Here is a 20,647-nt window from a genome sequence, read left to right as displayed (position 1 = left end):
GGTCCGCCTATTTCCTGCTGATAGCCGCGCTTTTTAGCCAGCTTGCTCCTGAATGCAAGGGCTAAGGCGTCATCTGCGCTCATATTTCTAAAAACCTTGTGGCTTAACCGCCGCGAGCATCGCGCCACGTTGAGAAGTCGGTGATGGTTTTCGAGGCGATTTGCTGCATAACCGAGGCGGGAACGCCGGCCCAGGGATCCTGCGCCTCCGAGGGTACGCTTTCCTGTCCCTGGATGCGGTGCAGGCGCGCGCCGCTGCCATCGAGAATATCCCAGACATAGACCACGGTGACCTTGCCGCTGTCGGAAAAGGCGGAGAGGTATCCCTTCAGAATGTAGGCGCTTGAGCTGTCGTTCGAGCTCTTGATGGAAAGGCCGTGCGAGCGGGCCTCCGCTCCGAGTTGGCGCGAAAGCGGTGTAACCGCCTGAACCGGTGCCCCGATGATCGGAAGGAAGCGGACGGTCGTCCCACCTGCCGAGGACGAACTCGTATTCAGCATGGCAGTCTGGGTTTGCTGTCTAGGCGGTTCGCGAGCGGGCGCTTCCACCATGTCTTCTTCCTCGGCCTGGGCGTTGGATATTGGCTCCGGCAGGGTCTGCGCCTTGATTGGCACGGAGGATGCCGGCGAGCGCATATCGCTTTCCAAGGCCATCGCCTGGGCTTCCATCGTGGTAGGCGGTGCGCCTGAACCTTGGCGATAGCTCGCCTGGCTGTAGGCGGGATGATATCCGTTCGACCGCTGCTGGGCGGCAAAGGCCTGCTGGCGGGGCTGGGTTCCTGCCATGCGTTCCACGTCGCCCTGCGTTACCGGCGATGAGCGAATGTTTGGTGAGGAATCGCCGATGTCGACCAGCGGGACCAAGGCGTCGGTGGTGTTGCAGGCGGTTAGGGCAAAGCAGGCAAGGAGCACTGGCGCAGTCGCGACTCGCGTCATCCCTCGTTACATCCTTCCCAGTGCCGGCCCCATGCACTTTATGAAGGCCGGTGCCGGTCTGTGTCAATTCCGGATTCTTGTCTCAGACGTTGATGAAATCCAGAGAGTGGCGGGAAAGCGCGCGGGGTGTGTTGTCCGTCGTGAGATAAGTCTGCCCGAGGGTCATCGCAGTTCCCGTGTCGGAATCCATGATGATCATGTGCACGAAGAGCGACATGTTCGGTTCGATTGCTTGCGGATTACCGACATGGAACATCTGATGCTCCATCCAGGATGGCGAGAAACGGGCGCCCAGCGAGTAGCCGCAGGCATTGAGGCGATGGCGCGACAGGCCGCGCTCGTCCATGATTTTCGCATGCATATCGAAGACGTCGCCGAAGCTGTGGCCCGGCCTCAATACCGTTTCGATTGCCTGGATGGTTTCGAAGCAGGCGTTGAAGAGTTCGCGATGGCGATAGCTCGGTTCGCCGATGACGACGGTACGCATCATTCCCGCATGGTAGTGCGCGTAGGCGCCTGCCCATTCGAGCGTCAACTGGTCGTTGGTATCGAGCTTGCGGCGGCCGGCCTTGTAGCGGCAAAGCAGGGCGTCCTCGGCAGAGCCGATGATGAATTCGTTCGCGGAATAGTCGCCACCACCGGCAAAAACGGCGCCCTGCATCGCGGCCAGAATATCCGCTTCGTCTGCGCCGGGATTGGTCAGCGCGAGTGCCGCATCAAGCGCATCGTCGGCCAATACAGCAGCGCGTTCAACATAGGCGACTTCGGCTGGGCTCTTGATCAGTCTCAGGCGGCTGACGAGATAGGACGCGTCGACGATCTGGCCGAACGACGTCAACTGCGCGTCGAGCATCCGGGCTACGCGGCCCGTCATGCCATGGGTGTCGTATTCGACGCCGATCCTGGCTCCGAGCAGATCCATCTCGACCAGCAGGTTCCGAAGGTCGACGGTCGGATCGGCATTTACGCGGTCGACCCAGACTTGCACGTTTTCCAGAATGGAGGTGTGTTTCGCCTGACGCAGGTCGGCAGAGCGCGTGATCAGCGCCATCGTCCCGTCGGCCTTGACGACAAGCGTTTGGAAGAAGCAGTAGCCGAAGGTGTCGTAGCCGGTCAGCCAGTACATGCTTTCCTGGGCAAACAGCAGCAGGGCATCCAGCTTCTCTTCGCGCATCTTGTCTGTCAGACGCGCGAGGCGGACGGCGAATTCGGGTCGGTCGAAGTGCAAGGCCATACCGCTCAAATCTCCCTGATTGCGATTGCAGAAATCTGCCGACCGTAGTCCGGCTCTTTGTTATGTGTGGTCCGGCGGTACGAGAAGAAACGCTCGGCATCGGGATAGGTGCAGAGCCCAAGGCTTTCTGCGCGGATGCCGGCGGCGCGCAGCCGGTCGATCGTCAGGGCAGGGAGGTCGAACATCGCGTGTTCAGGCTTTCCTGATGGCACGAAATAGCGCTCGTAAGATGGATCCTGAGCGACAAAGCGTTCCACAAATTCCGGCCCAACCTCGTAGCTCGCCTGGCTGATCGATGGGCCGAGGCAGGCAACGATGGCTTCGCGCTTCGCGCCAAGCTGGACCATCGTGTCGATCGCGTTTTCCAAAACACCGGTAAGGGCACCCTTCCAACCTGCATGAGCGGCGCCAATGACACCGTTTTCCGAATCGGCGAAGAGGATTGGCCCACAATCGGCAGCCAGCACCCCGAGCGCTATGCCCGGAGTTGCCGTTACCAACGCATCCGCTGAGGGGCGGGAGCCGTTAAAGTTCCTGTCGACGACGACCACATCGGGAGAGTGTACCTGGTGGACAGTAGCGAGACGCTCGACAGGCAATTCAAACCAGCTAGCCACGCGGCGGCGATTCTCCTGAACCTTCTCGCGCTCATCGTGCGAGCCGAGGCCGACATTCAGGCCGCGATAAATGCCGTCCGAAACGCCGCCTTGCCGGGTGAAGTAGCCATGGAGAATTGCGTCACCGGTTGCCTCTTTCAGCAGCGCGCTTTGGATCGGTGCCGGAGATGCTGCTTGCGTCATTAGAACTTCCAAAATTGCTTGAATGCTTGTGCGCCTTACTGGATGGCAATGCCTGGTCGATTGCCTCGGATGTTGGCCCAGCGGCGCTCGCGCTGTCAATCCACCGAACGGAAGGGCATCAAATCCACCGTCGGGTGCGAGACCGCCAGCACCTTGAAGAGTTCGCCCATACGCCCTTCACCTTCGCCGGCCAGTCGGTCGACTGCGGTCTGGATGATTTGCTGCGTATGTGGTGCTCGATCCCGGCCAAGCGCGGCAGCGCGATCGAGAATGCCGAGGCCGACGAGAAAATCGCCCTGGTGAAGCATGCCGTTGACCTGGACCCCGGCCGCAGTGGCGGTCTGTGCCAATGCCTGGAAATCGACGTGGCTCGTCAGGTCCGCTTCACCGGGATGCGCCAGCGGCGGATCATACTCATGCATGCGCACCGCCTGTAGCGTGTCGCCGTAGCCACTCACAACGTGCCCATAGTCAATGGCGACAAGCGTCCCGCCATGTTCTTTCAGGCGATCGCAGATCGATAGCATCACCGACTGGCGCGCCGGCGAGACTTCGAAGATTGTTCCCGGGAGTACGTCCTCTTCCGGCCAGGGGAGGAGGCTTGAATCGATCCCGGCCACGCCGGCGCCGAATGTCAGTTCGCCTGCTGCGTCGACGCCCACCATCCGCTCGCGGAAGCCCGCCGGCGTCCGCACGAACTGACGGATCGGAATCGCATCGAACAACTCATTTGCCGCGACGAGCGAGAATCCCGGCGGGACTTCATCGAAGCCCTGATGCCAGCTGACCTTGTCGCCGTGGGACGCCAGCGTCTCCTGCTGGATGTCGCGCAGCCGCTCGCTTGTCTCGACGAGGTGCACGGTCATGTCTCCGAAAAGCGGCGGCGCGATACGGGAAATGACGCGCAGCATATCCGACATCATCGTGCCGCGACCGGGACCGATTTCGACGAGACGGACACCTTTGGGCGTCCCGTGTCGCTGCCAGGCATGGACGATGAAGACGCCGATCATCTCGCCAAAAAGCTGGCTTACCTCGGGTGCAGTCACGAAGTCACCTGTGCGGCCAAAAGGCTCGCGGGTCCTGTAGTAGCCATGTTCGGGGTCGGCGAGGCACAGCGAAAAAAAGTCCGTGACGCTGATCGGGCCGTTCGCCTGAATGATAGCCTTGATCTTCTCACCGAGCGCGGTGCTCATGAATGCCCCTCCTGTCCGGCTGCGATCAGTGCTGCAGGGCAGCCTGACGGCGAGCGCGAAGCATGGCCCAGATTCCCAGCAATACCATCGGCGTGGAAAGCACCATGCCCATGGTGAGCCAATTGGTGCCCAGCAGGTAGCCCAGCTGGGCATCCGGTTCGCGGAAGAATTCGACGAAAATGCGGGAAAGCGCGTAGCCGCAGACGAAAACGCCGGTGACGAAGCCAGGGGTCTTCAGTGCGCGGAAGCCGTAGATCAGCATGGCGAGAACCAGGAGGAGCACGATGCCCTCCAGACCTGCCTCGTAGAGCTGGCTGGGGTGGCGAACAAAGTCGCCGCCGGGGCAGTAACCGTCGGCCCGCTCGATATATTGGTTACAGAAAACCATGCCCCAAGGCACATCGGTCAAGCGCCCCCAAAGCTCTCCATTGATGAAGTTGGCGACGCGGCCGCAGAACAGGCCGATCGGGACGACTGCTGCGACAATATCGAACAGGCTCCAGATCGGTATGCTGTTGCGCCGCGCGAAGACGATCATCGCGATGGTGGTGCCCGTCAGGCCGCCGTGGAAGGACATGCCGCCATTCCATATCTGTATCGCCCGGATCGGGCTCTCGATGACAGCAGGCATGTCGTAGAAGAGGATGTAGCCGATGCGGCCGCCGAGGACGATGCCGAGCGCGACCCAGATGATGAAATCGTCCAGTTGCACCTTGGTGATCGGGGACACGTCGCCCGGCCACAGCTTGTTGTTCCCGGCGATCTGACGCGCATAGTACCAGCCGAGCATGATGCCGGCGACATAGGCAAGTCCGTACCAGTGAATTGAGAGGGGGCCGAGCGAAAAGGCGATCGGGTCGATCTCGGGGAACGGCATGATCGCCATGTAATTGGCTGCTGTCGGCAAGGTTGTCCCATTCGGTGGCGCAAAGCCCGGAATATGGAATCGGGCGTCTGACGCGGTTCAGTTCAAGGCGTCCTTTGCGACTTTCTGAAGGCGCGCCGAGCTTGATGTGGGCGGAAGATGGCGCTGCGATCAAGAGCGGTCAAGTCGATTGTTGGCGATCAGAGGCCGCCGGCTGGCTTATCCAGAGCAAACCGCTTGCATCCTCCGCGGCGAAGCCCTACCTCATTCTTGAGGGGCCGAAGTGGCCCTAACTGGTCTATAGCAAAGGGAGAAAATCGCCATGACGACTGGAGCAAACCGCATCATGGACGAGTTCGCCAAGCTGATGACGGATGCGGCTGGCGCTGCCCAGGGTGTGCGCAAGGAAATCGAGACAGCCTTCAATGCGCAGGCGGAGCGCTGGCTCAATACGCTCGACATCGTGAAGCGCGAGGAATTCGAGGTCGTACGCGAAATGGCGATCAAGGCGCGCGATGAAAATGATGCGCTGCTTGCGCGGATCGCCGCCCTTGAAGAGAAGCTTGCGGCCAAGGGCAAGTAATTCCCGTTGTGAGACAGGCCGTGGTGTGACCTTTATGAGACACACCGCGGCTGCGGCCTAAAAACCAGGTGCGGTTATCCACCTGTGGACACTGCCAAAAAGATCAATGGGCAGAGTCATTTAAACCCTCCTTCTGAATCTAAACCCGAAAAGCTTTCCACAGTGCCGTTCCCTAAAACGGCCTTCAGGGGCTGGCGTGTCGCCGAGCCCGTTATACACTGATTTTAAATGATGATTCGAAGCGGTTGGTAAGCTCCAGGCAGGTTTGACTGCGTTAAGTCTGGTAGTGGTTCAACGGTCATCACGGTTGGTGGTTCCGGCTGTTGCGTGTGTTCTCCTTGTGTCTCGTTGACGAAGTTGGTTCGCATTCACTCCGGTCAAGAAGGTGCTGCATGAGCCTCATGGAATTGGAAGTCGAGCGTCAGTCGAACCCGGTCGATATGATCGAGTACGTCGCCGCCAATAACGACTGGTCTTTCGAGCGGTCGGGTGACGACGAAATTGCGATGACGGTTGAAGGGAAGTGGGCCGACTACCACGTTTCCTTTTCCTGGATGGAAGAGTTCGAGGCGCTGCACCTTGGCTGCGCCTTCGACGTCAAGGTTCCCGAACAGCGCGTTAACGAGGTCACCAAGCTCTTGGCCGCGATCAACGGCCAGGTCCTGATGGGACACTTCGATCTTTGGCGCCAGGAAGATGTCATCATCTTCCGTCAGTCGCTGCTGCTTGCCGGCGGTGCGGAGCCGACCAATCGACAGGTCGAGGTTTTGCTCGCTAGTGCGCTCGATACCTGTGAGGCGTACTATCAAGCGTTCCAGTTCGTGATCTGGTCGGGCATGGAGGCGAACCGCGCCATGGAAGCGGTTCTCTTCGAAACCGTCGGCGAGGCGTAAATGTCATCCGCATCTTCAGGTCCTATCGTTCTTATCGGTGCCGGCAATATGGGGGGCGCAATGCTCTCTGGCTGGCTGAAGAGCGGAGTGGCCGGTTCTTCCATCGTCGTCATCGATCCCGGTCCGTCCGAACAGATGATGAAAACAATCAACGATGCCGGCGTAACGCACGTTACCTCGGCTCATGCCGGGCTGACGGCAGGCGTTCTCTTTCTGGCGGTCAAGCCACAGGTGATGGATGCCGTGCTGCCTCCGGTCAAGGGAACGGTGGGATCAGAAACCGTCGTTGTGTCGGTCGCCGCCGGAAAGACGCTGTTGTTTCTTGAAAAGCATCTCGGTGAGGCTGCGATGGTGCGCGCTATGCCGAACACCCCGGCCATGGTCGGTCGTGGTGTTACGGGTGCGTTTGCCAATGCCCGCGTCACCGATGCGCAGCGTGAGCACGTCCATTCTCTCTTGCGTGTATCCGGTCCGGTAGAATGGGTTCCAACCGAAGCCGACATCGATGCCGTTACGGCGCTGTCGGGAAGCGGACCGGCTTATGTGTTTTATCTCGTCGAGTGTATGGCAGAGGCAGGCCGTAAACTTGGCTTGCAGGCGGACCTTGCCATGCGTCTTGCACGGGAAACGGTCGCGGGGGCTGGTGAGCTTTTGCACCAGTCCCCCGACGACGCCTCGCGGCTGCGGCAGAACGTGACATCGCCGGGCGGCACGACCGCCGCCGCGCTTTCGGTCCTGATGGCCGAGGACGCGATGCAGCCTCTTTTCGACAAGGCCCTCGCGGCAGCGCGCAAGCGCGCCGAAGAGCTTGCCGGCTGAGGACAACCTGTATGGCTGACGAAATCACATATGCCGACTTCGAGCGTGTCGACATTCGTGTCGGTACGATCGTCGAGGCAAGTCCGTTTCCGGAGGCGCGAAAGCCGGCCTTCAAGCTGCTGATCGACTTCGGGCCAGAGATCGGTCTCAAGAAGTCGTCGGCCCAGATTACGGTTCACTATACGCCCGAGAGCCTTGTCGGTCGGCAGGTTCTCGGCGTGGTGAACTTTCCGCCACGGCAGATCGGCCCGGTCCGCTCGGAAGTCCTGACCTTGGGCTTCGAGGATGAGGCGGGAGCGATCGTTCTTGCAAGAACTGACAAGCCCGTACCGAACGGCAAGAAGCTGATGTGATCAGTGGATCTCGCGCGACAGCGGATCGGTCAGCGAGAAATCGTGGAATACGGCTTCGAAGCCGGCGCGTTGCGGCGAGCAGAATACCGGCCCGACGGCAACCTCTGCATACGCCGGATCGATCCACGCAAGGCGTGCCATGCGCCAATCTTCCATGCGGTCCGTTCTGTATTGAATGAACAGCGCATCGCCATTGCGTGTCACCCGCACGCCCATGCGCTCGAATGTGTGGTCGAGCCGAAAGGCTGACCAATCGGAATTGCCGTTGGTCACGACGACGCTGAAATGCATGGCGCCATCGGTATATTCGATCCCGCATTTCATCCAATGCGTGGCATCAGCCCGTACCATGAGGCCAGCCTGATCGTAGAGTTCCTGGTAGCGTCCCGAGAAGGAAACCTCGGCGGTGAAGTCGCCTTGTCGCGACCGGTGCAGGAAATGTCCGTCGTCGCGGTGGAAGCCGTAATAGGTCCCCTGCCAGAAATCGGTCTTGGGTCCCGACCAGACATGCAAATCCCCGCCGCGCATCTCGAAGCGAGGCGGCGGGTTCAGCCATGTCATTGAGCTCGTGTCCATCGTCATCTTTTCCTCACGCGGGCAGGCGAACGGTCGCCCGAAGGCCACCCAGAGGGCTGTCGCCAAGCGTGACGTTGCCGCCGTGGCTTCGTGCGATGTCGCGCGCGATTGCGAGGCCCAGGCCGGTGCCCGAGGCATCGAGATTTCGGGCTTCGTCGAGCCGGAAGAACGGCTTGAAGACGTCCTCGCGGTTCCTTTCTGGAATTCCCGGGCCGTCATCGTCAAAGGTGATCGTCAGCCACTTGGCGCTGTGCCTGGCGTTGATGTCGAGCGTGTTGGCGTAGCGGCGGGCATTTGAGGCGAGGTTGGTCACAAGGCGCGTGAAGGCGTTCGGACGCACCAAGATCTCGTCGTCTCCGTCGATCGAGTATGTAAGCCTCTTGCCGTCGTGAAGTTCGAAGTCTGCCGCCACTCGTGCGAAGAGCTCGCTGAGCTTCAGGTCGCCAACGTCCTCTTCGACCTCGCTTCGGGCAAACGCCATGTAGGCCTCGAGCATCGACTGCATATCGTTGACGTCGTCGTTCAGGCCGTGAAGCTCCGGATTTTCGCCGGCCAGTGCCAGCTGCAGCTTGAAGCGGGTCAGGATCGTGCGCAGATCGTGGCTCACTCCGGTCAGCATCGCCGTGCGTTGCTCGATCTGTCGCTCGATGCGCTCGCGCATCAGAATGAAGGCAAGGCCCGCACGACGAACCTCATCTGCCCCACGCGGGTGGAAGTTGTCGGCCTTCTGCCCCTTGCCGAAGTTTTCGGCGGCGTTGGCCAGCGCTAGGATCGGGCGGATCTGCCCGCGCAGGAAGAGGATCGATATGCCAATCAGGACCAGCGAGGCGCCAACCATCCACACAATGAAGATGTGAGTGTTGGAGGCATAGGTCGAGCTACGCCGTGCCAATACGCGAAGGATCTTGTCTTCGAGCTTGATGCGGATCTCGACGAGGCTGGAGTCGCCGAGCGTGTCGATCCAGAAGGGGCGCTTGATCTGATCGCTGATCTCGTCGCTCAGGATACCGTCCAGGATGGAGAAGAAGGGCTTTGTGCGTGGCGATGGCAGATCGCCGTCCGGTTCGATCGAGATCTGCAAGTTCATCTGATCGCGTGCGATACGGGTGACTTCGCTAAAGTCCGTATCTTGCGGATAAGTCTCGATGATCTGGATGATGGCCGCTATGTCGCGCGTGACGGCAGCTGAAAGGCGTTGGGTCACCATCTGCCAGTGGCGCTCCATGAATACGGCGGCGACAACAGACTGCAGGAGCACCATGGGGATAATGATGATCAGCAGCGAGCGGACGTACAGGCCCGTCGGCAGATAGAGCCGAAATCTGCGCAGCATCCACCGCCAGCCGCGGGCGGGCGAGCGGTCGTCGCGCCGAAGAGAGTCGAATGTCACCATTTGGCCGCTGGTCCTGGGGTTGCGACTGTCAATCGATGCTCAATCGGTATCCTATACCACGAACCGTCTGCAGCCAGACCGGATTTGCGGGATCGTCCTCGATCTTGCGTCTCAGGCGATTGATCTGCACATCGATGGTGCGCTCACCGACATCGACATCGTTGCCGATAAGCTCGTGTCGCGGAATGGTATCGCCGGCGCGTTTGGCGAACAGCAGCATGATTTCCTGCTCGCGATCCGTCAGCCGGACGACTTCGGACGCCTTCTTCAGCTCCTTGCGTGTGAGCGAGAAGGTATATGGTCCGAACATCACCTGTTCGATTTTCGGCGCATCGTTCGAGACATTGCGGCGCAGGATGTTGTTGACGCGCAGCACGAGCTCGCGTGGGTCGAAGGGCTTGGCCAGATAATCGTCGGCGCCTGCCTCGAGGCCCTCAATGCGGCTGCCTGACTCCGCCAGCGCCGTGAGCATGATGATTGGCACGTTCTTGATCGTGCGCAGACCCCTGGTCACTTCGATCCCGGACTCACCCGGCATCATGACGTCCATGATGATGAGGTCGAAATCCAAGCCGGCAAGCTTGCGTTGAGCTTCCGCGCCATCCGCGGCCACGGTCACCCGGAAGCCGTTCTCGGTCAAATAGCGGTTGAGCAGGGCGCGGATACGCGTGTCGTCATCCACAACAAGCAAGTGCGCAGCGTCGTCCGAAATCACTGTCTTTGTCGCCATTCAATCCGCTCTCGAGTTTGGTCTATTCCGCATACCTCTGAGGAAGGCCTTTATGCCTTCCCGTACCTCCGGAGAAGCCCCGTCGAATGCTCTCTCAATACGGCGCGATTGCGGCTCCGCCAGAGCAAGAGCAAGCTCGCGCCCCATCTTGGTAGGATAGAGCTTGCGCTGCCGCCTGTCTTCAGGCCCCGCAATCTGTCGAATATACCCCGAATCAATGAGTTGTTTGAGCACTCTTGCAAGACTCTGCTTGGTTATCTTCAACGTATCCAGCAGATCGGCAACCGTCATGCCCGGGTTGCGGTTAACAAAGTGAACGACACGGTGGTGCGCGCGCCCGAAGCCGATCTCTGCCAGGATGGCGTCAGGATCCGAAACGAAGTCACGATAGGAGAAGAACAGAAGCTCGATGATCTCAAAATCGATGGTTTCTGTGTTTTCCATCGGCATTTTCAGCAGTTCGGGCTTGCCCGCCTTTGGGCTCGTCTGGCGTGCCAATTTGGCATTTCCTTTCTTGTTGCGCACCTCGCGGGAAGCTCAGATAAAAATATGCCAGCATTTGACGTATCTTTGCGCCGTTGCTTGCTTCCCCCACGCGTCGCGAAGCCGGAAGGGGATGCCGTTTCCACCGGAAATTTGGCCCCACTTCGCAAACTTCACCACAATGCGTAATTTTCCCCTGTGTCAGTGGATAAAACGTATCGGGGATAACAATCAACAACAATGGCGTACGGGCAGCGGAGGAGAGCGAACGGCTGCGGTGCGTTCGTTCAGTGGAAAAACGCAAAGATCCACGTGTCGACCTATGGGTTTCACGCCGCAAACCTGGTGTTCATGGGAGAACACGGCTGGGCTGTGACGGAAATCGGGCCACACCGGTTTATGCCGGCGACGATCAGCGAAACACTGATGAGCGACTATGTAAGAGAGATAGATCGCGTGGCCGCTGCCGCCGACTATCCTCCAGCAAAGGACAGCGACCGGGTTCCCAGGGAGCCTCGGCCGCTTCTCGATGGGCTATCTATCGTGCGCGGGCGGCTACCGCTCCTACGATCGTCGACAGGATGCCGCCGCCGATCAGGCCGCCGATACCGTCGGCAATCAAACCGGTCATTGCAGCTTCGCCGCCGACCATGCTGAGCAGCATGCCACCGCCGATGCCACCGATCGCGCCGGCGATCGTCCGGGCGACGGTATTGATTGCAACCTGCTTCAACGCGCCGCTTGCGACATTGCCGCCGACTGCACCCGCTATTACCTGTGTGATGATGGGCAATAAGGCTTCCACGATTTCCCTCCTTCGCGTTTCCTCAAACGCCACTGCCGGCTGCGCGATCCGAAAGGATAGCCAGCCCTACAGGCGATCCGACCTCCGACCGGGAGCAGGGGATATCGTCTGAATTTCAGTATTTTATCATGATTGAATATTTAGTGGAATGGAGAGCAACCCACGCGTGAAAGTTTTCCACGCTGTCTGCGCAAAAAAAGGCGCCCGCGGGGCGCCTTTTCCGTGTTGTGCGTTACAATCAGTTGTAGACGTAAACGATGCGGCGGGTGCCGGGGTCCACAAGGACCGGTCGATCGTTGATTCGAACATACCGATACTGATAGTCCGGAATTTCCTGGAACGTCACATCAGCCGGCACGGAAGCACCCACGACGACATCGCCACCGAGGCGCACGGTCTGTGCCGGATTGGTCTGGACATAGGTCGTGACGGTTTCAGGTGGGGTAACGGCGTCGACGGAGCCAACCGGTCCAAGCAACTCGTCGCCCGGTGCCGGCTCAGGAGCGACGCTTGCCGTCGTCTCATAGGTCACGACGGGAACGCCTAGATCGGACTGGTGCTGCTCGACGACGACGGTGCTGCCACCCTGTTCGACCTGCAGATACTGAGCATAGACCCAGCCACGCACGCCGTTGACGTCAACACGGCACCAGCGGCTTCCCTGGATGCAACCATCCAGCATTGCCTGCGAGCCGCGCGTCGCGATTCCGATTGAGGGATATTGCGGACCGGGGCCTGCGCGAACGTTCAGATCGTTGATGGCCGTGGCAACCATGTCCGCCTGGGCAAGACCGGCGCTTCCCACGACGATCGCGCCAGCCAGGAACAGATTTCGCTTCAAGGTCATCTCGTTTCTCCTTGTCTTAATACAGGCAAGTAACGTTTGGGGTGCAGACGATGTTCCGCCGCCTTCGCTTTCGCCGGTAAACGATTGTATCGACGTGTTAAATTCGAACGTGGCTGGTGATCGAACCCTGAAGCCAGACTGTGTTCACTAAATCGCGGGCTGCGCACGGTGTGATTTCGGACTATAGGAACCCGGGACAAAGACAAGCGAGGCACTCATGGGCATGCTCCAGGCCGGCATTATTCCGGTGACACCATTTCAGCAGAACTGCACGATCCTCTTCGACCCGGAGACCAAGGAAGGCGTCGTTGTCGATCCCGGCGGCGATGTCCCGGCGATCCTCGAGGCCATCACGGCGAACGGGTTCGACATCAAGGAAATCTGGCTGACACATGGCCATCTCGACCACGCAGGTGGAGCTAGGGAGCTCAAGGAAGCCCTTAACATCGATATCGTCGGTCCGCACGAGGACGATCTTCCCTTGCTGCAGCGGATCGAGACCCAGGCGCAAAAGTATGGCATCCCGTCGGGCATGCAGAATGTCGTTCCGGATCGTTGGCTGAAGGATGGCGACAAGGTCTCGTTTGGCACGCACGAGTTCGAGGTGTACCACACACCAGGCCACGCGCCCGGCCATGTCATCTACTTCAATCGCGCACAGAATTTTGCCCATCTGGGCGATGTGCTTTTCAACGGCTCGATCGGTCGGACGGATCTACCCGGGGGCAATCACCAGCAATTGCTCGATTCGATCCGCGACAAGGTCTTGCCGCTGGGCGATGACGTCGGCTTCATTTGCGGACACGGGCCGGGCAGCCGGATCGGCGACGAGCGACGGAGCAATCCCTTCCTGCAAGGGATCTGAGCACCCAAAACAAAAGCGCCGCTGAGAGGCGGCGCTTCGTGTTTGATTGCGCGTTCAGGCGATTAGCCGGCGTTGCAGAAGTGGCTGCGGCCATCGTTGCCGATAAATGTGCCGCTGCGCGGGTCAAACGACCGGTAGCGATAGGAGCAGTAGCGTTCCCACTGCGGAGTCCAGGGCTCGATGTCGGCGGCAACCGGACGATAGTAGCGGGGCGGGGGAGCGCGATAGACCGGAACGGCTTCGTATTCCGGGTCGTAGGGCGGGTCGATGTAGCGCGGCTCATCATAACGCGGCGCGCTTGCAATGGCTGAACCCACAATCAGACCCGTTGCAAGGCCGACGGCGCCACCGACAAGCGCATCATCGCCATGGTGGTGACGGTGCCAGTCACCAGCCGACGCGACCCCGATCGATGATACTGCGAGGGCAGCAGCGGTTGCCGTCATAAGGAGCGTCTTCGCAAGCCTGTTCATTTGTATTTCCCTGTTTTAACCGATACCGGTTCTGCACCTTGATGATGGCAAGGTAAGGGCCGCGATCTGAATGCAGGCTGAATGACAAAACCCGGCATCGCTGCCGGGCTTCAACTCGAATTGACAGCGTTGGCTAGAGGCTCAGCCTGCGATCTGCAGGTTGACAGCCTTGGGGCCCTTGCCGCGGCGGTCCGGCTCCGTGTCGAAGCTAACCTTCTGATTCTCCGTCAGTCCGGCCAAGCCAGAAGCCTGAACGGCAGAAATGTGTACAAAGATGTCCGCGCCGCCCTTGTCCGGCTTGATAAAGCCAAAACCTTTGTCGGTGTTGAAGAATTTTACTGTGCCAGTCTCGGCCATGCGTCAGGTCCTTTTATCTCTGCCCGCCATCCACACGGGCAGCATCACTGATATTGCCTCCTCACGGAGACGTTAGCAGGCAATTATTGAAATGTGAGAAAAAGGTCCCCTCTAGCACAACCAAACTCACCACGGGACTGACGCCCGCTTTCTCGGAATTGGTTGACCGGAATTTTAGCGTCTCCGGCGCGCACATTCTCAAGGACTTCCCATGCTCGCAAAATGCCCGAACACGGTGAGAGTGCTGCGATTATTAAATTTTGGCAAGCAAAAGTTTTTTAACGCGTCTGTGCTGAAAGGCACCTATAGGAGGCATTTTTGCACGCCCAGAGCAAAATTTTGGTCGTTAGCCGCCGCCGAGCAACGCTTTATATCGTTGGCAATATAGTTTGGGAGCAGATTTTGCCAAAAATGCAACGCTAACGCGACTACGTAAAGGCTAAAGTTTTTTTCTTTTCCGGGCGTTCAACCCAAGTTTGGGCTCGGTTTCAACCTCTCCGAAGCTCGACGGCGCGTAATTTCGGGCACCACCTCAACCAGAAGCATGGCGGTGAACATTAGCGCGCAGCCGGCGTAGCCGAGCGGCGGCATGGTTTCGCCCAGCAGCAGAGCGCCGAGCGAGGCGCCGAAGAGTGCTTCAGATGACAGGAAGATCGCTGCCTGCGACGAGGTCGTGTAGCGCTGGCCGATGACCTGCAGCGAGAAGGCGACACCGGACGAGAATATCCCGACGTAGAGGATCTCGGGGGCTGCCGCCCAGACCGCTGCCCAACTGATCGGTTCCGCGACGATGGCAACGACGAGCGCGCAGGCCCCGGTCACCGCAAACTGGGCGGTCGAAAGGGTAAGCGGGCGCCCGGTTTCGGACACTGTGATGCCGGCCAGGGTGATCTGCCCGGCCCAGAAGACCGCGCAGGCGACCGTGAGCAGATCACCGGTCGTCAGTGCCGAGAGTTGGCCACCGGACAACATGTAGATGCCGGAAACGGCCATGATCGCGCCGGGCCAGATGATCCAGTGCGGGGAGCGGCGCAGGAAGACGACAGCGATCAGGGGGACGATCACAACGTAGAGGCCGGTGATGAAGCTCGAATTCGTCACGGTCGTCGTCTGCAGGCCGATCTGCTGGGTGGCGGCGCCACCGAATAGCGCAAGACCCGTCAGCAGATAGAGCTTGAGATGGCGCGGCGCGGTCTTTACCCGCGCCTTGCGGGCTTCGAAGAGCATGAACGGCAGGACCGCGACTGCGGCAATCACGAAGCGCAGGCCAATGAACCAGAACGGACCGATTGCCTTCATTGCCGTCGACTGCGCGACAAAGCCGCCGCCCCAGATGGCAGCTGCAAGCAATAGAAGGAGGTTCGCCTGAATGCGCGTCATGTCGTCCTCGGTGCGGGAGAGTATGGGCGAGCGTTAGCAGTTGCCTTTGGTTTGGGCAAGGGTGAAGAATGTCGCCACTGGGTAAGCGCCTGAGAGCAAACGGATGGCAACGAAAACGGTTTCATCGGCGGACGAAAAGGCTGCGCCGCGACAACAGCGCCATGATGCGCCAGCGGGGTATTGCGGCAACTCGCTCACGCGAAAGCTCGGCCTGAGGGAAGGGCAGGCGGCGCTGCTGATCGGTGTACCCGAGATCGTCGAGATACAATCCTTTGAGCATTTCTCCTCCGTTACGAAAGCTTTGCCATCAATGATTGAGCGTCGCTTCGACTACGTGCATGTTTTCGAAGCCCGCCGGGTAGTCCTGGAAGGTATTGCCCAGGCTGTATCGGGCGCTCTCAAGCCCGACGGGATGCTTTGGATTTCCTGGCCCAAGAAGGCGGCGCGGGTGCCGACCACAGTCACCGAAGACGTTCTGCGATCGATATTCGTGCCTTTGGGGCTGGTTGACGTCAAAGTCTGCGCTGTCGATGAGACATGGTCCGCCCTGAAGTTTATGTTTCGAAAGGAACTGCGCGCCGGCCTCTAGGCTTAGTGTCAACCATTGTTTACCGGCGCCCGCGACACTCTTAGCAAGGCACCATCGTCTTCATCCGTGAGGAGCAGCAGGGCGCCGTCGGGTGCGACGATCACATCACGCATGCGGCCATAGTAGCCGTCGAAAATCCGCTCCTCGGCGACGAAAGCTCCGCCTTCATCGCGCTGCATTCGCGACAGCAGCTGGAACTTCAGCGCAGCAACGAGAAAGTTGCCGTCCCATTCGGGAAACATCTTGCCGCGATAAATGGCCAATGCTCCCGGCGCGATCGACGGGTCCCAATAATAAAGCGGTTGCTCAAGCCCTTCCTTGGCTGTGCCTTCGCCGATCTCGGCGCCCGAATAGTCGCGTCCGTAGGTTATGATCGGCCAGCCGTAGTTTTTGCCGGGCTCGATGTAGTTGATTTCGTCACCGCCGCGGGCGCCGTGCTCCGCCGTGTAGAGCTTGCCGTCTGCGGCATCGAAGGCGATGCCCTGCGGATTGCGATGGCCCTTCGACCAGACCTCCGGAAGCGCCTTGCCGCCGTCCTTGAAGGGATTGTCGGTGGGAATGCTGCCATCGGCGTTGATGTGGATGATGGAGCCGGCATCGTCCTTCCAATCCTGGGCACGATCCCTGTCACCACGGTCACCGACACTGATGAACAGCGAGCCGTCCTTGCCGAACGCTATGCGGGAGCCGTACTGGATGTTGCCGCCGGTGAAGCGCTTCATCGTGAAGATGGATTTGACGTCGTTCAGCCTTGTTCCGTCATTTGACAGCGTGGCGCTGAATACCTCGGTGCCGGAGCCGCCCCTGGCCCTGGTCGCGGCCGTGAGGAATATCTGGCGGCTTGTTGCAAAATCAGGCGCGATCGCAACGTCCATCAGACCACCTTGCCCCCGGGCGCTGACTTCAGGGACGCCGGCGATGGGGGCAGAGAGCTTGCCGTCGCGTACGATGCGCAGCCGTCCCGGTCGTTCGGTAACGAGATAGGAACCATCAGGGAGCACCTCCACGGCCCAGGGGTGCTCGAGGCCTGTTGCAATGGTGTCGACTTGAACCTCGACCGTCTTCGTCTTGACGATGTCGGCAGAAAAGCTTGGGGAGGCGGCCAATGCCGCGGTTGCGAGAAAGAAGCCGAATGGAAGCCGTGCAAGTGTCGTCATGGTCTGTCCCAATGCCTGTCGTCTGGTCAACGTGGAGCGTCGTCCACCGGCTTCAACCTCATTCGCGTGGGATAACGGCTTTGTGTTTGCCGATGGCGAGGCGACGATCGGTCGCGGGTAGACGAGTGGGGACCTCTGCTTCGGTGGCGAGATCCGCCCACGGTCAAGGCCTGGTGTCTTCGCTACGAAGTTCGGCGGCAAAGGAGTGCTGCGAGAGAATTTGCGACAGTTCGGCCTTGGCCTTGATATAGAGCCCGCCGGCGATCAGCACCGTTCCGTAAAGCGCAAGAGCGGCGATGCTAACGACAATTGCCTTCTCGATGACGGAGAGACGGGGCAGGCGCATACGGTTTTCCTGCGCTGTATTCGCGTCGTAAGCGGTTGCCGCCGCCGTCGCCATGGCGAGCTCGATATAGGTCGGAAGCGGGCCGAATTCGTCCGCCTCGTGGTTTCGAACTCTGGGTCCCGAATTCACGGGCGTCATTGGCTGGCTCCGGCAAAGACGCCGTGTAGTCGCCGGCGCCAGATGGCCAGCCCGCATGTCGCGACCAGTGCGGCTAGAAGCATAAGGCTGCCGCGGGTGATCCGTTCGTCAGCGCCTGTCGCCCTTTGCGGCAGCTTTACCGACACGGAGTTCTGTGCGCCAAGCCCCACTGCCTTTACCGTTGGCGCGGCTGCCATTTGCGATGTGGCTGACTGTGCGGACACCTGCTGGCTTTCTTCGGCGTAGACCGTCGTTACCAGCCCGAAGGTCATAAGGATCGACGCAGCGAAAGCCACAACTGCAACCATGATTGAACGAAGGCGCTAGCGCGCCACCTGGGTGCGCGGATAGCGCAAAGGTGCCCTGCCTGCGAGGATTGCGGTTGCTAAAGCCCAAACCTCACAGACAGGAGACACCCGATGAGCGAAGTGATCAGCCCATTGCGCCGCCGCATGATCGAGGACATGAGCATCCGCAATCTGTCGCCGGCGACGCAGCGATGTTACCTCCATGCAGTGTCAAAGTTCAGCCGTTATTTCGGCCGCTCGCCAGACAAGCTTGGCCTGGAGGATGTCCGTGCCTTCCAGGTGCACCTGGTTTCGCGGGGAATTTCATGGGGGGCGCTGAACCAGACGGTGTGCGCCTTGCGCTTCCTCTACGGTATCACGCTGGGTCGTGACGAGATCCCGGTGCGCATTGCCTATGCGCGCGAGCCGCGCAAGCTGCCGGTGGTGCTTTCGACCAATGAAGTGGTGCGCTTTCTGGAGGCAGTACCGGGCCTGAAGGCGCGCGCGGCACTGACTATCGCCTACGCGGCGGGCCTGCGCGTCTCGGAGGTCGTCAACCTTAAGGTCGGCGATATCGACAGTGACCGGATGGTGATCCGCGTCGTGCACGGCAAGGGCGGCAAAGATCGTTATGTCATGCTGTCGCAACAGTTGCTGCAGATCCTGCGGGCCTATTGGCGCCGGGCAAGACCGCAGGATTGGCTGTTTCCCAGAGATGGCAGAAATCGCCCGATCTCCAACTCGGTTCTCTATGATGCCTGCCACCTGGCCCGGGAGGAAGCCGGCATCGACAAGCGAGTGACACCCCATTCGCTGCGACATTCATTTGCCACCCATCTCCTGGAGAGTGGAACGGATCTTCGTGTCATCCAGGTTCTGCTTGGCCACAACAGTCTGACGAGTACGGCGATCTACACCAGGGTTTCTACCAGGCTCATCCGCCAGACCCAAAGCCCGCTCGACCAGCTCAACCGCGAAGTCGTACCGCCGCGCTGACGTCGCCTCGCCATGTCGGCGAAGCTCGAGGTGGCGGACATCTTCCGCCACCATGGCGAAGCCTATCGACAGGCCCATCACGGTCATCTCGGTCGTGTCGAGCGACGTGTGATGAGTGCGGTTGAACTGTGCCGCACGGCAGCCCTTGGTGGCCATGTCGAGGGCTGCCGCGAATGCGGCACAGTCCGCGTCGCCTATAATTCGTGCCGCAACAGGCATTGCCCACGCTGCCAGGGGCAGGTGGCACGCGACTGGATCGCCGCACGCGAGAGCGAGCTTCTGCCGGTGCCCTATTTCCACGTCGTCTTCACATTGCCGGCCGAGCTCGAGGCCATCACCTACCAGAACAAGCAGGCCGTCTACGCCATCCTTTTCAGGACGACTGCCGAGACCCTGCGCAGGGTCGCTGCCAATCCCAGACATCTGGGTGCCGAGATCGGCCTCATTGCGATCCTGCACACTTGGGGCCAGACCCTGACCTTTCATCCCCATCTTCATTGCATCGTGCCAGGTGGCGGGCCATCGCCCGATGGCAGCCGCTGGATTGCCTCCAGACCCGGCTTCTTCCTGCCGGTCAAGGTGTTGTCGCGCCTGTTTCGCCGCTTGTTTGTCGAAGCATTGCAGGCCGCCTTCGAGACCGAGACGTTGACGTTCTTCGGCGATATCTCGCAACTCGCCGACCCGCTCGCCTTTGCCCGCCTCTGCAAGACGGTCCGCCGTCGCGACTGGGTCGTCTATGCCAAGCAGCCCTTCGGCGGACCCGAGCAGGTTCTCGCCTATCTCGGCCGCTACACCCATCGTGTCGCGATCTCCAATTCCCGTCTGGTCAGCATGGAAGACGGCAAGGTCACCTTCCAATGGAAGGATTATCGCCAGGGTGGCAAGCGAAAGCTCATGACGCTGACCGCCGACGAGTTCATCCGCCGTTTCCTCCTTCATACCCTGCCAGATGGCTTCCACCGGATCCGCCACTATGGCTTTCTCGCCAATGGCCAGCGAGGCAAGCAGATCGCCCAGTGCCGGCAATTGCTGCAGGCCGAGGCGCCACAGACTGCGTTTCGTGCCGAGGCATCAAATGAAGATCAGAAGCCGGAACACCCATGCCCCTGCTGCGGCGCAGCAATGGTGACCCTGGCCGTGTGGTACCATGGCCAGGCGCCACCCCTTCGGCCAAGCTGGGATGACACTTCATGAGGGCTCAAGGCACATCACACCATCATCGACTGGCCTCCATCGGGACCGGCCCACTCGCGCGCGGGCAGCATAAGCGCTGCTCACCGTTCCGGCTGCCTGGGCAGACCATTGAGGGCCCAGCGGCACAGCTTTTCTCGTCAGATGCAGCCAGTACGGCCCACGCGAGGCGCCGGTTCCACATGGTTCAACCCTGTTGCGGGCCATTCATCGACCACTTCACGCCAGCCCGATTGTTACTTTCCCCATAGCGCCAAACTTCCCGCGCCTTCGCTCAATCAGGCTTCAATGAGGTCCGTCGGGGCCTTTCGTTTGGAGAGATCCCGTCCTCGGACCTCACAGAACCCTCCAGATTCA

24 protein-coding genes and 1 pseudogene are annotated in these 20,647 nt (G+C 60.1%); 8 read left to right on the top strand and 17 right to left on the bottom strand.

The features are described 5' to 3' along the window. Nucleotides 1-103: 103 nt before the first annotated feature. From AC1DE4_RS26960 to lgt, 5 genes are all read right to left on the bottom strand, one after another. Nucleotides 104-934 (bottom strand): hypothetical protein, encoded by an 831-nt coding sequence (locus AC1DE4_RS26960; protein WP_477883912.1) that lies wholly within the window; start codon nt 932-934, stop codon nt 104-106. An 82-nt stretch (nt 935-1,016) separates the two neighbouring features. Continuing rightward, the gene (locus AC1DE4_RS26955) at nt 1,017-2,168 is read right to left on the bottom strand and encodes a M24 family metallopeptidase (RefSeq protein WP_025661716.1); all 1,152 of its coding nucleotides are present in this window, start codon (nt 2,166-2,168) and stop codon (nt 1,017-1,019) included. 5 nt (nt 2,169-2,173) lie between these two features. Continuing rightward, nucleotides 2,174-2,968 carry a peptidoglycan editing factor PgeF gene (gene pgeF / locus AC1DE4_RS26950; RefSeq protein WP_025661717.1) on the bottom strand — a complete coding sequence of 265 codons (795 nt, stop codon included), beginning with the start codon at nt 2,966-2,968 and terminating at the stop codon, nt 2,174-2,176. Nucleotides 2,969-3,063: 95 nt separating this feature from the next. Then, nucleotides 3,064-4,164, bottom strand: a complete 1,101-nt coding sequence (locus tag AC1DE4_RS26945) for a class I SAM-dependent methyltransferase (RefSeq protein ID WP_025661718.1) — start codon at nt 4,162-4,164, stop codon at nt 3,064-3,066. A 25-nt stretch (nt 4,165-4,189) separates the two neighbouring features. Continuing rightward, a complete protein-coding gene (lgt, locus tag AC1DE4_RS26940) occupies nt 4,190-5,071 on the bottom strand; it encodes a prolipoprotein diacylglyceryl transferase (RefSeq protein ID WP_025661719.1) in 882 nt (293 codons plus the stop codon). Nucleotides 5,072-5,351: 280 nt separating this feature from the next. On the opposite strand from lgt, the gene AC1DE4_RS26935 reads away from it, so the two are divergent. From AC1DE4_RS26935 to AC1DE4_RS26920, 4 genes are all read left to right on the top strand, one after another. Beyond that, the gene (locus AC1DE4_RS26935) at nt 5,352-5,612 is read left to right on the top strand and encodes an accessory factor UbiK family protein (RefSeq protein ID WP_007534115.1); all 261 of its coding nucleotides are present in this window, start codon (nt 5,352-5,354) and stop codon (nt 5,610-5,612) included. A gap of 392 nt (nt 5,613-6,004) precedes the next feature. Then, nucleotides 6,005-6,505 carry a type III secretion system chaperone family protein gene (locus AC1DE4_RS26930; RefSeq protein WP_018857221.1) on the top strand — a complete coding sequence of 167 codons (501 nt, stop codon included), beginning with the start codon at nt 6,005-6,007 and terminating at the stop codon, nt 6,503-6,505. After that, a complete protein-coding gene (gene proC / locus AC1DE4_RS26925; protein ID WP_025661720.1) occupies nt 6,506-7,324 on the top strand; it encodes a pyrroline-5-carboxylate reductase in 819 nt (272 codons plus the stop codon). Nucleotides 7,325-7,335: 11 nt separating this feature from the next. Next, nucleotides 7,336-7,677, top strand: coding sequence for a tRNA-binding protein (locus AC1DE4_RS26920; protein ID WP_025661721.1), 342 nt, complete (start codon nt 7,336-7,338; stop codon nt 7,675-7,677). Here the strand turns inward: AC1DE4_RS26920 and AC1DE4_RS26915 are convergent, their stop codons facing one another. The 6 genes from AC1DE4_RS26915 to AC1DE4_RS26890 all read right to left on the bottom strand — a co-directional run bounded on the left by AC1DE4_RS26915 (nt 7,678) and on the right by AC1DE4_RS26890 (nt 12,511). Beyond that, the gene (locus tag AC1DE4_RS26915; protein ID WP_025661722.1) at nt 7,678-8,259 is read right to left on the bottom strand and encodes a DUF1349 domain-containing protein; all 582 of its coding nucleotides are present in this window, start codon (nt 8,257-8,259) and stop codon (nt 7,678-7,680) included. 7 nt (nt 8,260-8,266) lie between these two features. Further along, nucleotides 8,267-9,646 (bottom strand): ATP-binding protein, encoded by a 1,380-nt coding sequence (locus tag AC1DE4_RS26910; protein WP_025661723.1) that lies wholly within the window; start codon nt 9,644-9,646, stop codon nt 8,267-8,269. Between the two features lie 28 nt (nt 9,647-9,674). Beyond that, nucleotides 9,675-10,376, bottom strand: coding sequence for a response regulator (locus AC1DE4_RS26905; protein ID WP_018857216.1), 702 nt, complete (start codon nt 10,374-10,376; stop codon nt 9,675-9,677). Continuing rightward, complete coding sequence (locus AC1DE4_RS26900; RefSeq protein WP_018857215.1) at nt 10,377-10,874, bottom strand: MarR family winged helix-turn-helix transcriptional regulator; 498 nt, start codon at nt 10,872-10,874, stop codon at nt 10,377-10,379. 523 nt (nt 10,875-11,397) lie between these two features. Continuing rightward, complete coding sequence (locus AC1DE4_RS26895) at nt 11,398-11,664, bottom strand: hypothetical protein (protein ID WP_018857214.1); 267 nt, start codon at nt 11,662-11,664, stop codon at nt 11,398-11,400. Nucleotides 11,665-11,902: 238 nt separating this feature from the next. Further along, entirely contained in the window at nt 11,903-12,511 is a 609-nt protein-coding gene (locus AC1DE4_RS26890) for a DUF1236 domain-containing protein (protein ID WP_192306642.1), read from the bottom strand. A gap of 217 nt (nt 12,512-12,728) precedes the next feature. Here AC1DE4_RS26890 and AC1DE4_RS26885 point away from each other — a divergent pair, with 217 nt between their 5' ends. Beyond that, a complete protein-coding gene (locus tag AC1DE4_RS26885; RefSeq protein ID WP_018857212.1) occupies nt 12,729-13,376 on the top strand; it encodes an MBL fold metallo-hydrolase in 648 nt (215 codons plus the stop codon). A 62-nt stretch (nt 13,377-13,438) separates the two neighbouring features. Here AC1DE4_RS26885 and AC1DE4_RS26880 read toward each other — a convergent pair whose 3' ends face one another. The 3 genes from AC1DE4_RS26880 to AC1DE4_RS26870 all read right to left on the bottom strand — a co-directional run bounded on the left by AC1DE4_RS26880 (nt 13,439) and on the right by AC1DE4_RS26870 (nt 15,586). Beyond that, nucleotides 13,439-13,849: a BA14K family protein gene (locus AC1DE4_RS26880; RefSeq protein WP_018857211.1), complete on the bottom strand. Its 411-nt coding sequence runs from the start codon at nt 13,847-13,849 to the stop codon at nt 13,439-13,441. Between the two features lie 141 nt (nt 13,850-13,990). Next, nucleotides 13,991-14,206, bottom strand: coding sequence for a cold-shock protein (locus AC1DE4_RS26875; RefSeq protein WP_007534130.1), 216 nt, complete (start codon nt 14,204-14,206; stop codon nt 13,991-13,993). A 465-nt stretch (nt 14,207-14,671) separates the two neighbouring features. After that, nucleotides 14,672-15,586: a DMT family transporter gene (locus AC1DE4_RS26870; protein ID WP_477883908.1), complete on the bottom strand. Its 915-nt coding sequence runs from the start codon at nt 15,584-15,586 to the stop codon at nt 14,672-14,674. 103 nt (nt 15,587-15,689) lie between these two features. On the opposite strand from AC1DE4_RS26870, the gene AC1DE4_RS26865 reads away from it, so the two are divergent. Beyond that, nucleotides 15,690-16,175, top strand: a complete 486-nt coding sequence (locus tag AC1DE4_RS26865; RefSeq protein WP_477883906.1) for a DUF3052 domain-containing protein — start codon at nt 15,690-15,692, stop codon at nt 16,173-16,175. Between the two features lie 8 nt (nt 16,176-16,183). Here the strand turns inward: AC1DE4_RS26865 and AC1DE4_RS26860 are convergent, their stop codons facing one another. The 3 genes and pseudogenes from AC1DE4_RS26860 to AC1DE4_RS26850 all read right to left on the bottom strand — a co-directional run bounded on the left by AC1DE4_RS26860 (nt 16,184) and on the right by AC1DE4_RS26850 (nt 18,112). After that, complete coding sequence (locus AC1DE4_RS26860; protein WP_477883904.1) at nt 16,184-17,332, bottom strand: PQQ-dependent sugar dehydrogenase; 1,149 nt, start codon at nt 17,330-17,332, stop codon at nt 16,184-16,186. A 166-nt stretch (nt 17,333-17,498) separates the two neighbouring features. Then, a pseudogene (locus AC1DE4_RS26855) lies at nt 17,499-17,816 on the bottom strand (class GN sortase); the annotation flags it as partial. Further along, a complete protein-coding gene (locus AC1DE4_RS26850; protein ID WP_477883902.1) occupies nt 17,813-18,112 on the bottom strand; it encodes a hypothetical protein in 300 nt (99 codons plus the stop codon). The pseudogene AC1DE4_RS26855 and the gene AC1DE4_RS26850, both read right to left, overlap by 4 nt. Nucleotides 18,113-18,235: 123 nt before the next feature. Here AC1DE4_RS26850 and AC1DE4_RS26845 point away from each other — a divergent pair, with 123 nt between their 5' ends. Both AC1DE4_RS26845 and AC1DE4_RS26840 read left to right on the top strand, forming a co-directional pair. Continuing rightward, nucleotides 18,236-19,099, top strand: coding sequence for a tyrosine-type recombinase/integrase (locus AC1DE4_RS26845; RefSeq protein WP_477883900.1), 864 nt, complete (start codon nt 18,236-18,238; stop codon nt 19,097-19,099). A 12-nt stretch (nt 19,100-19,111) separates the two neighbouring features. Continuing rightward, a complete protein-coding gene (locus tag AC1DE4_RS26840) occupies nt 19,112-20,293 on the top strand; it encodes an IS91 family transposase (RefSeq protein ID WP_477883898.1) in 1,182 nt (393 codons plus the stop codon). Nucleotides 20,294-20,647 lie beyond the last annotated feature (354 nt).

This window comes from Rhizobium sp. 10N414 (assembly GCF_056394785.1).
The sequence above is the reverse complement of the archived record's forward strand: the minus strand, read 5'-3'. Positions and strand labels throughout refer to the sequence as shown.

Excerpts from the sequence above, each read along its gene's own strand:
- AC1DE4_RS26945 (WP_025661718.1), bottom strand. The coding sequence starts at position 4,164 with ATGAGCACCGCGCTCGGTGAGAAGATCAAGGCTATCATTCAGGCGAAC.
- AC1DE4_RS26930 (WP_018857221.1), top strand. The coding sequence starts at position 6,005 with ATGAGCCTCATGGAATTGGAAGTCGAGCGTCAGTCGAACCCGGTCGAT.
- AC1DE4_RS26860 (WP_477883904.1), bottom strand. The coding sequence starts at position 17,332 with ATGACGACACTTGCACGGCTTCCATTCGGCTTCTTTCTCGCAACCGCG.
- AC1DE4_RS26915 (WP_025661722.1), bottom strand. The coding sequence starts at position 8,259 with ATGACGATGGACACGAGCTCAATGACATGGCTGAACCCGCCGCCTCGC.
- AC1DE4_RS26955 (WP_025661716.1), bottom strand. The coding sequence starts at position 2,168 with ATGGCCTTGCACTTCGACCGACCCGAATTCGCCGTCCGCCTCGCGCGT.
- AC1DE4_RS26865 (WP_477883906.1), top strand. The coding sequence starts at position 15,690 with ATGGCAACGAAAACGGTTTCATCGGCGGACGAAAAGGCTGCGCCGCGA.
- AC1DE4_RS26935 (WP_007534115.1), top strand. The coding sequence starts at position 5,352 with ATGACGACTGGAGCAAACCGCATCATGGACGAGTTCGCCAAGCTGATG.
- AC1DE4_RS26910 (WP_025661723.1), bottom strand. The coding sequence starts at position 9,646 with ATGGTGACATTCGACTCTCTTCGGCGCGACGACCGCTCGCCCGCCCGC.
- AC1DE4_RS26870 (WP_477883908.1), bottom strand. The coding sequence starts at position 15,586 with ATGACGCGCATTCAGGCGAACCTCCTTCTATTGCTTGCAGCTGCCATC.
- proC (WP_025661720.1), top strand. The coding sequence starts at position 6,506 with ATGTCATCCGCATCTTCAGGTCCTATCGTTCTTATCGGTGCCGGCAAT.
- AC1DE4_RS26960 (WP_477883912.1), bottom strand. The coding sequence starts at position 934 with ATGACGCGAGTCGCGACTGCGCCAGTGCTCCTTGCCTGCTTTGCCCTA.
- AC1DE4_RS26880 (WP_018857211.1), bottom strand. The coding sequence starts at position 13,849 with ATGAACAGGCTTGCGAAGACGCTCCTTATGACGGCAACCGCTGCTGCC.
- AC1DE4_RS26885 (WP_018857212.1), top strand. The coding sequence starts at position 12,729 with ATGGGCATGCTCCAGGCCGGCATTATTCCGGTGACACCATTTCAGCAG.
- AC1DE4_RS26875 (WP_007534130.1), bottom strand. The coding sequence starts at position 14,206 with ATGGCCGAGACTGGCACAGTAAAATTCTTCAACACCGACAAAGGTTTT.
- AC1DE4_RS26905 (WP_018857216.1), bottom strand. The coding sequence starts at position 10,376 with ATGGCGACAAAGACAGTGATTTCGGACGACGCTGCGCACTTGCTTGTT.
- AC1DE4_RS26920 (WP_025661721.1), top strand. The coding sequence starts at position 7,336 with ATGGCTGACGAAATCACATATGCCGACTTCGAGCGTGTCGACATTCGT.
- pgeF (WP_025661717.1), bottom strand. The coding sequence starts at position 2,968 with ATGACGCAAGCAGCATCTCCGGCACCGATCCAAAGCGCGCTGCTGAAA.
- AC1DE4_RS26890 (WP_192306642.1), bottom strand. The coding sequence starts at position 12,511 with ATGACCTTGAAGCGAAATCTGTTCCTGGCTGGCGCGATCGTCGTGGGA.
- AC1DE4_RS26845 (WP_477883900.1), top strand. The coding sequence starts at position 18,236 with ATGAGCGAAGTGATCAGCCCATTGCGCCGCCGCATGATCGAGGACATG.
- AC1DE4_RS26840 (WP_477883898.1), top strand. The coding sequence starts at position 19,112 with ATGTCGGCGAAGCTCGAGGTGGCGGACATCTTCCGCCACCATGGCGAA.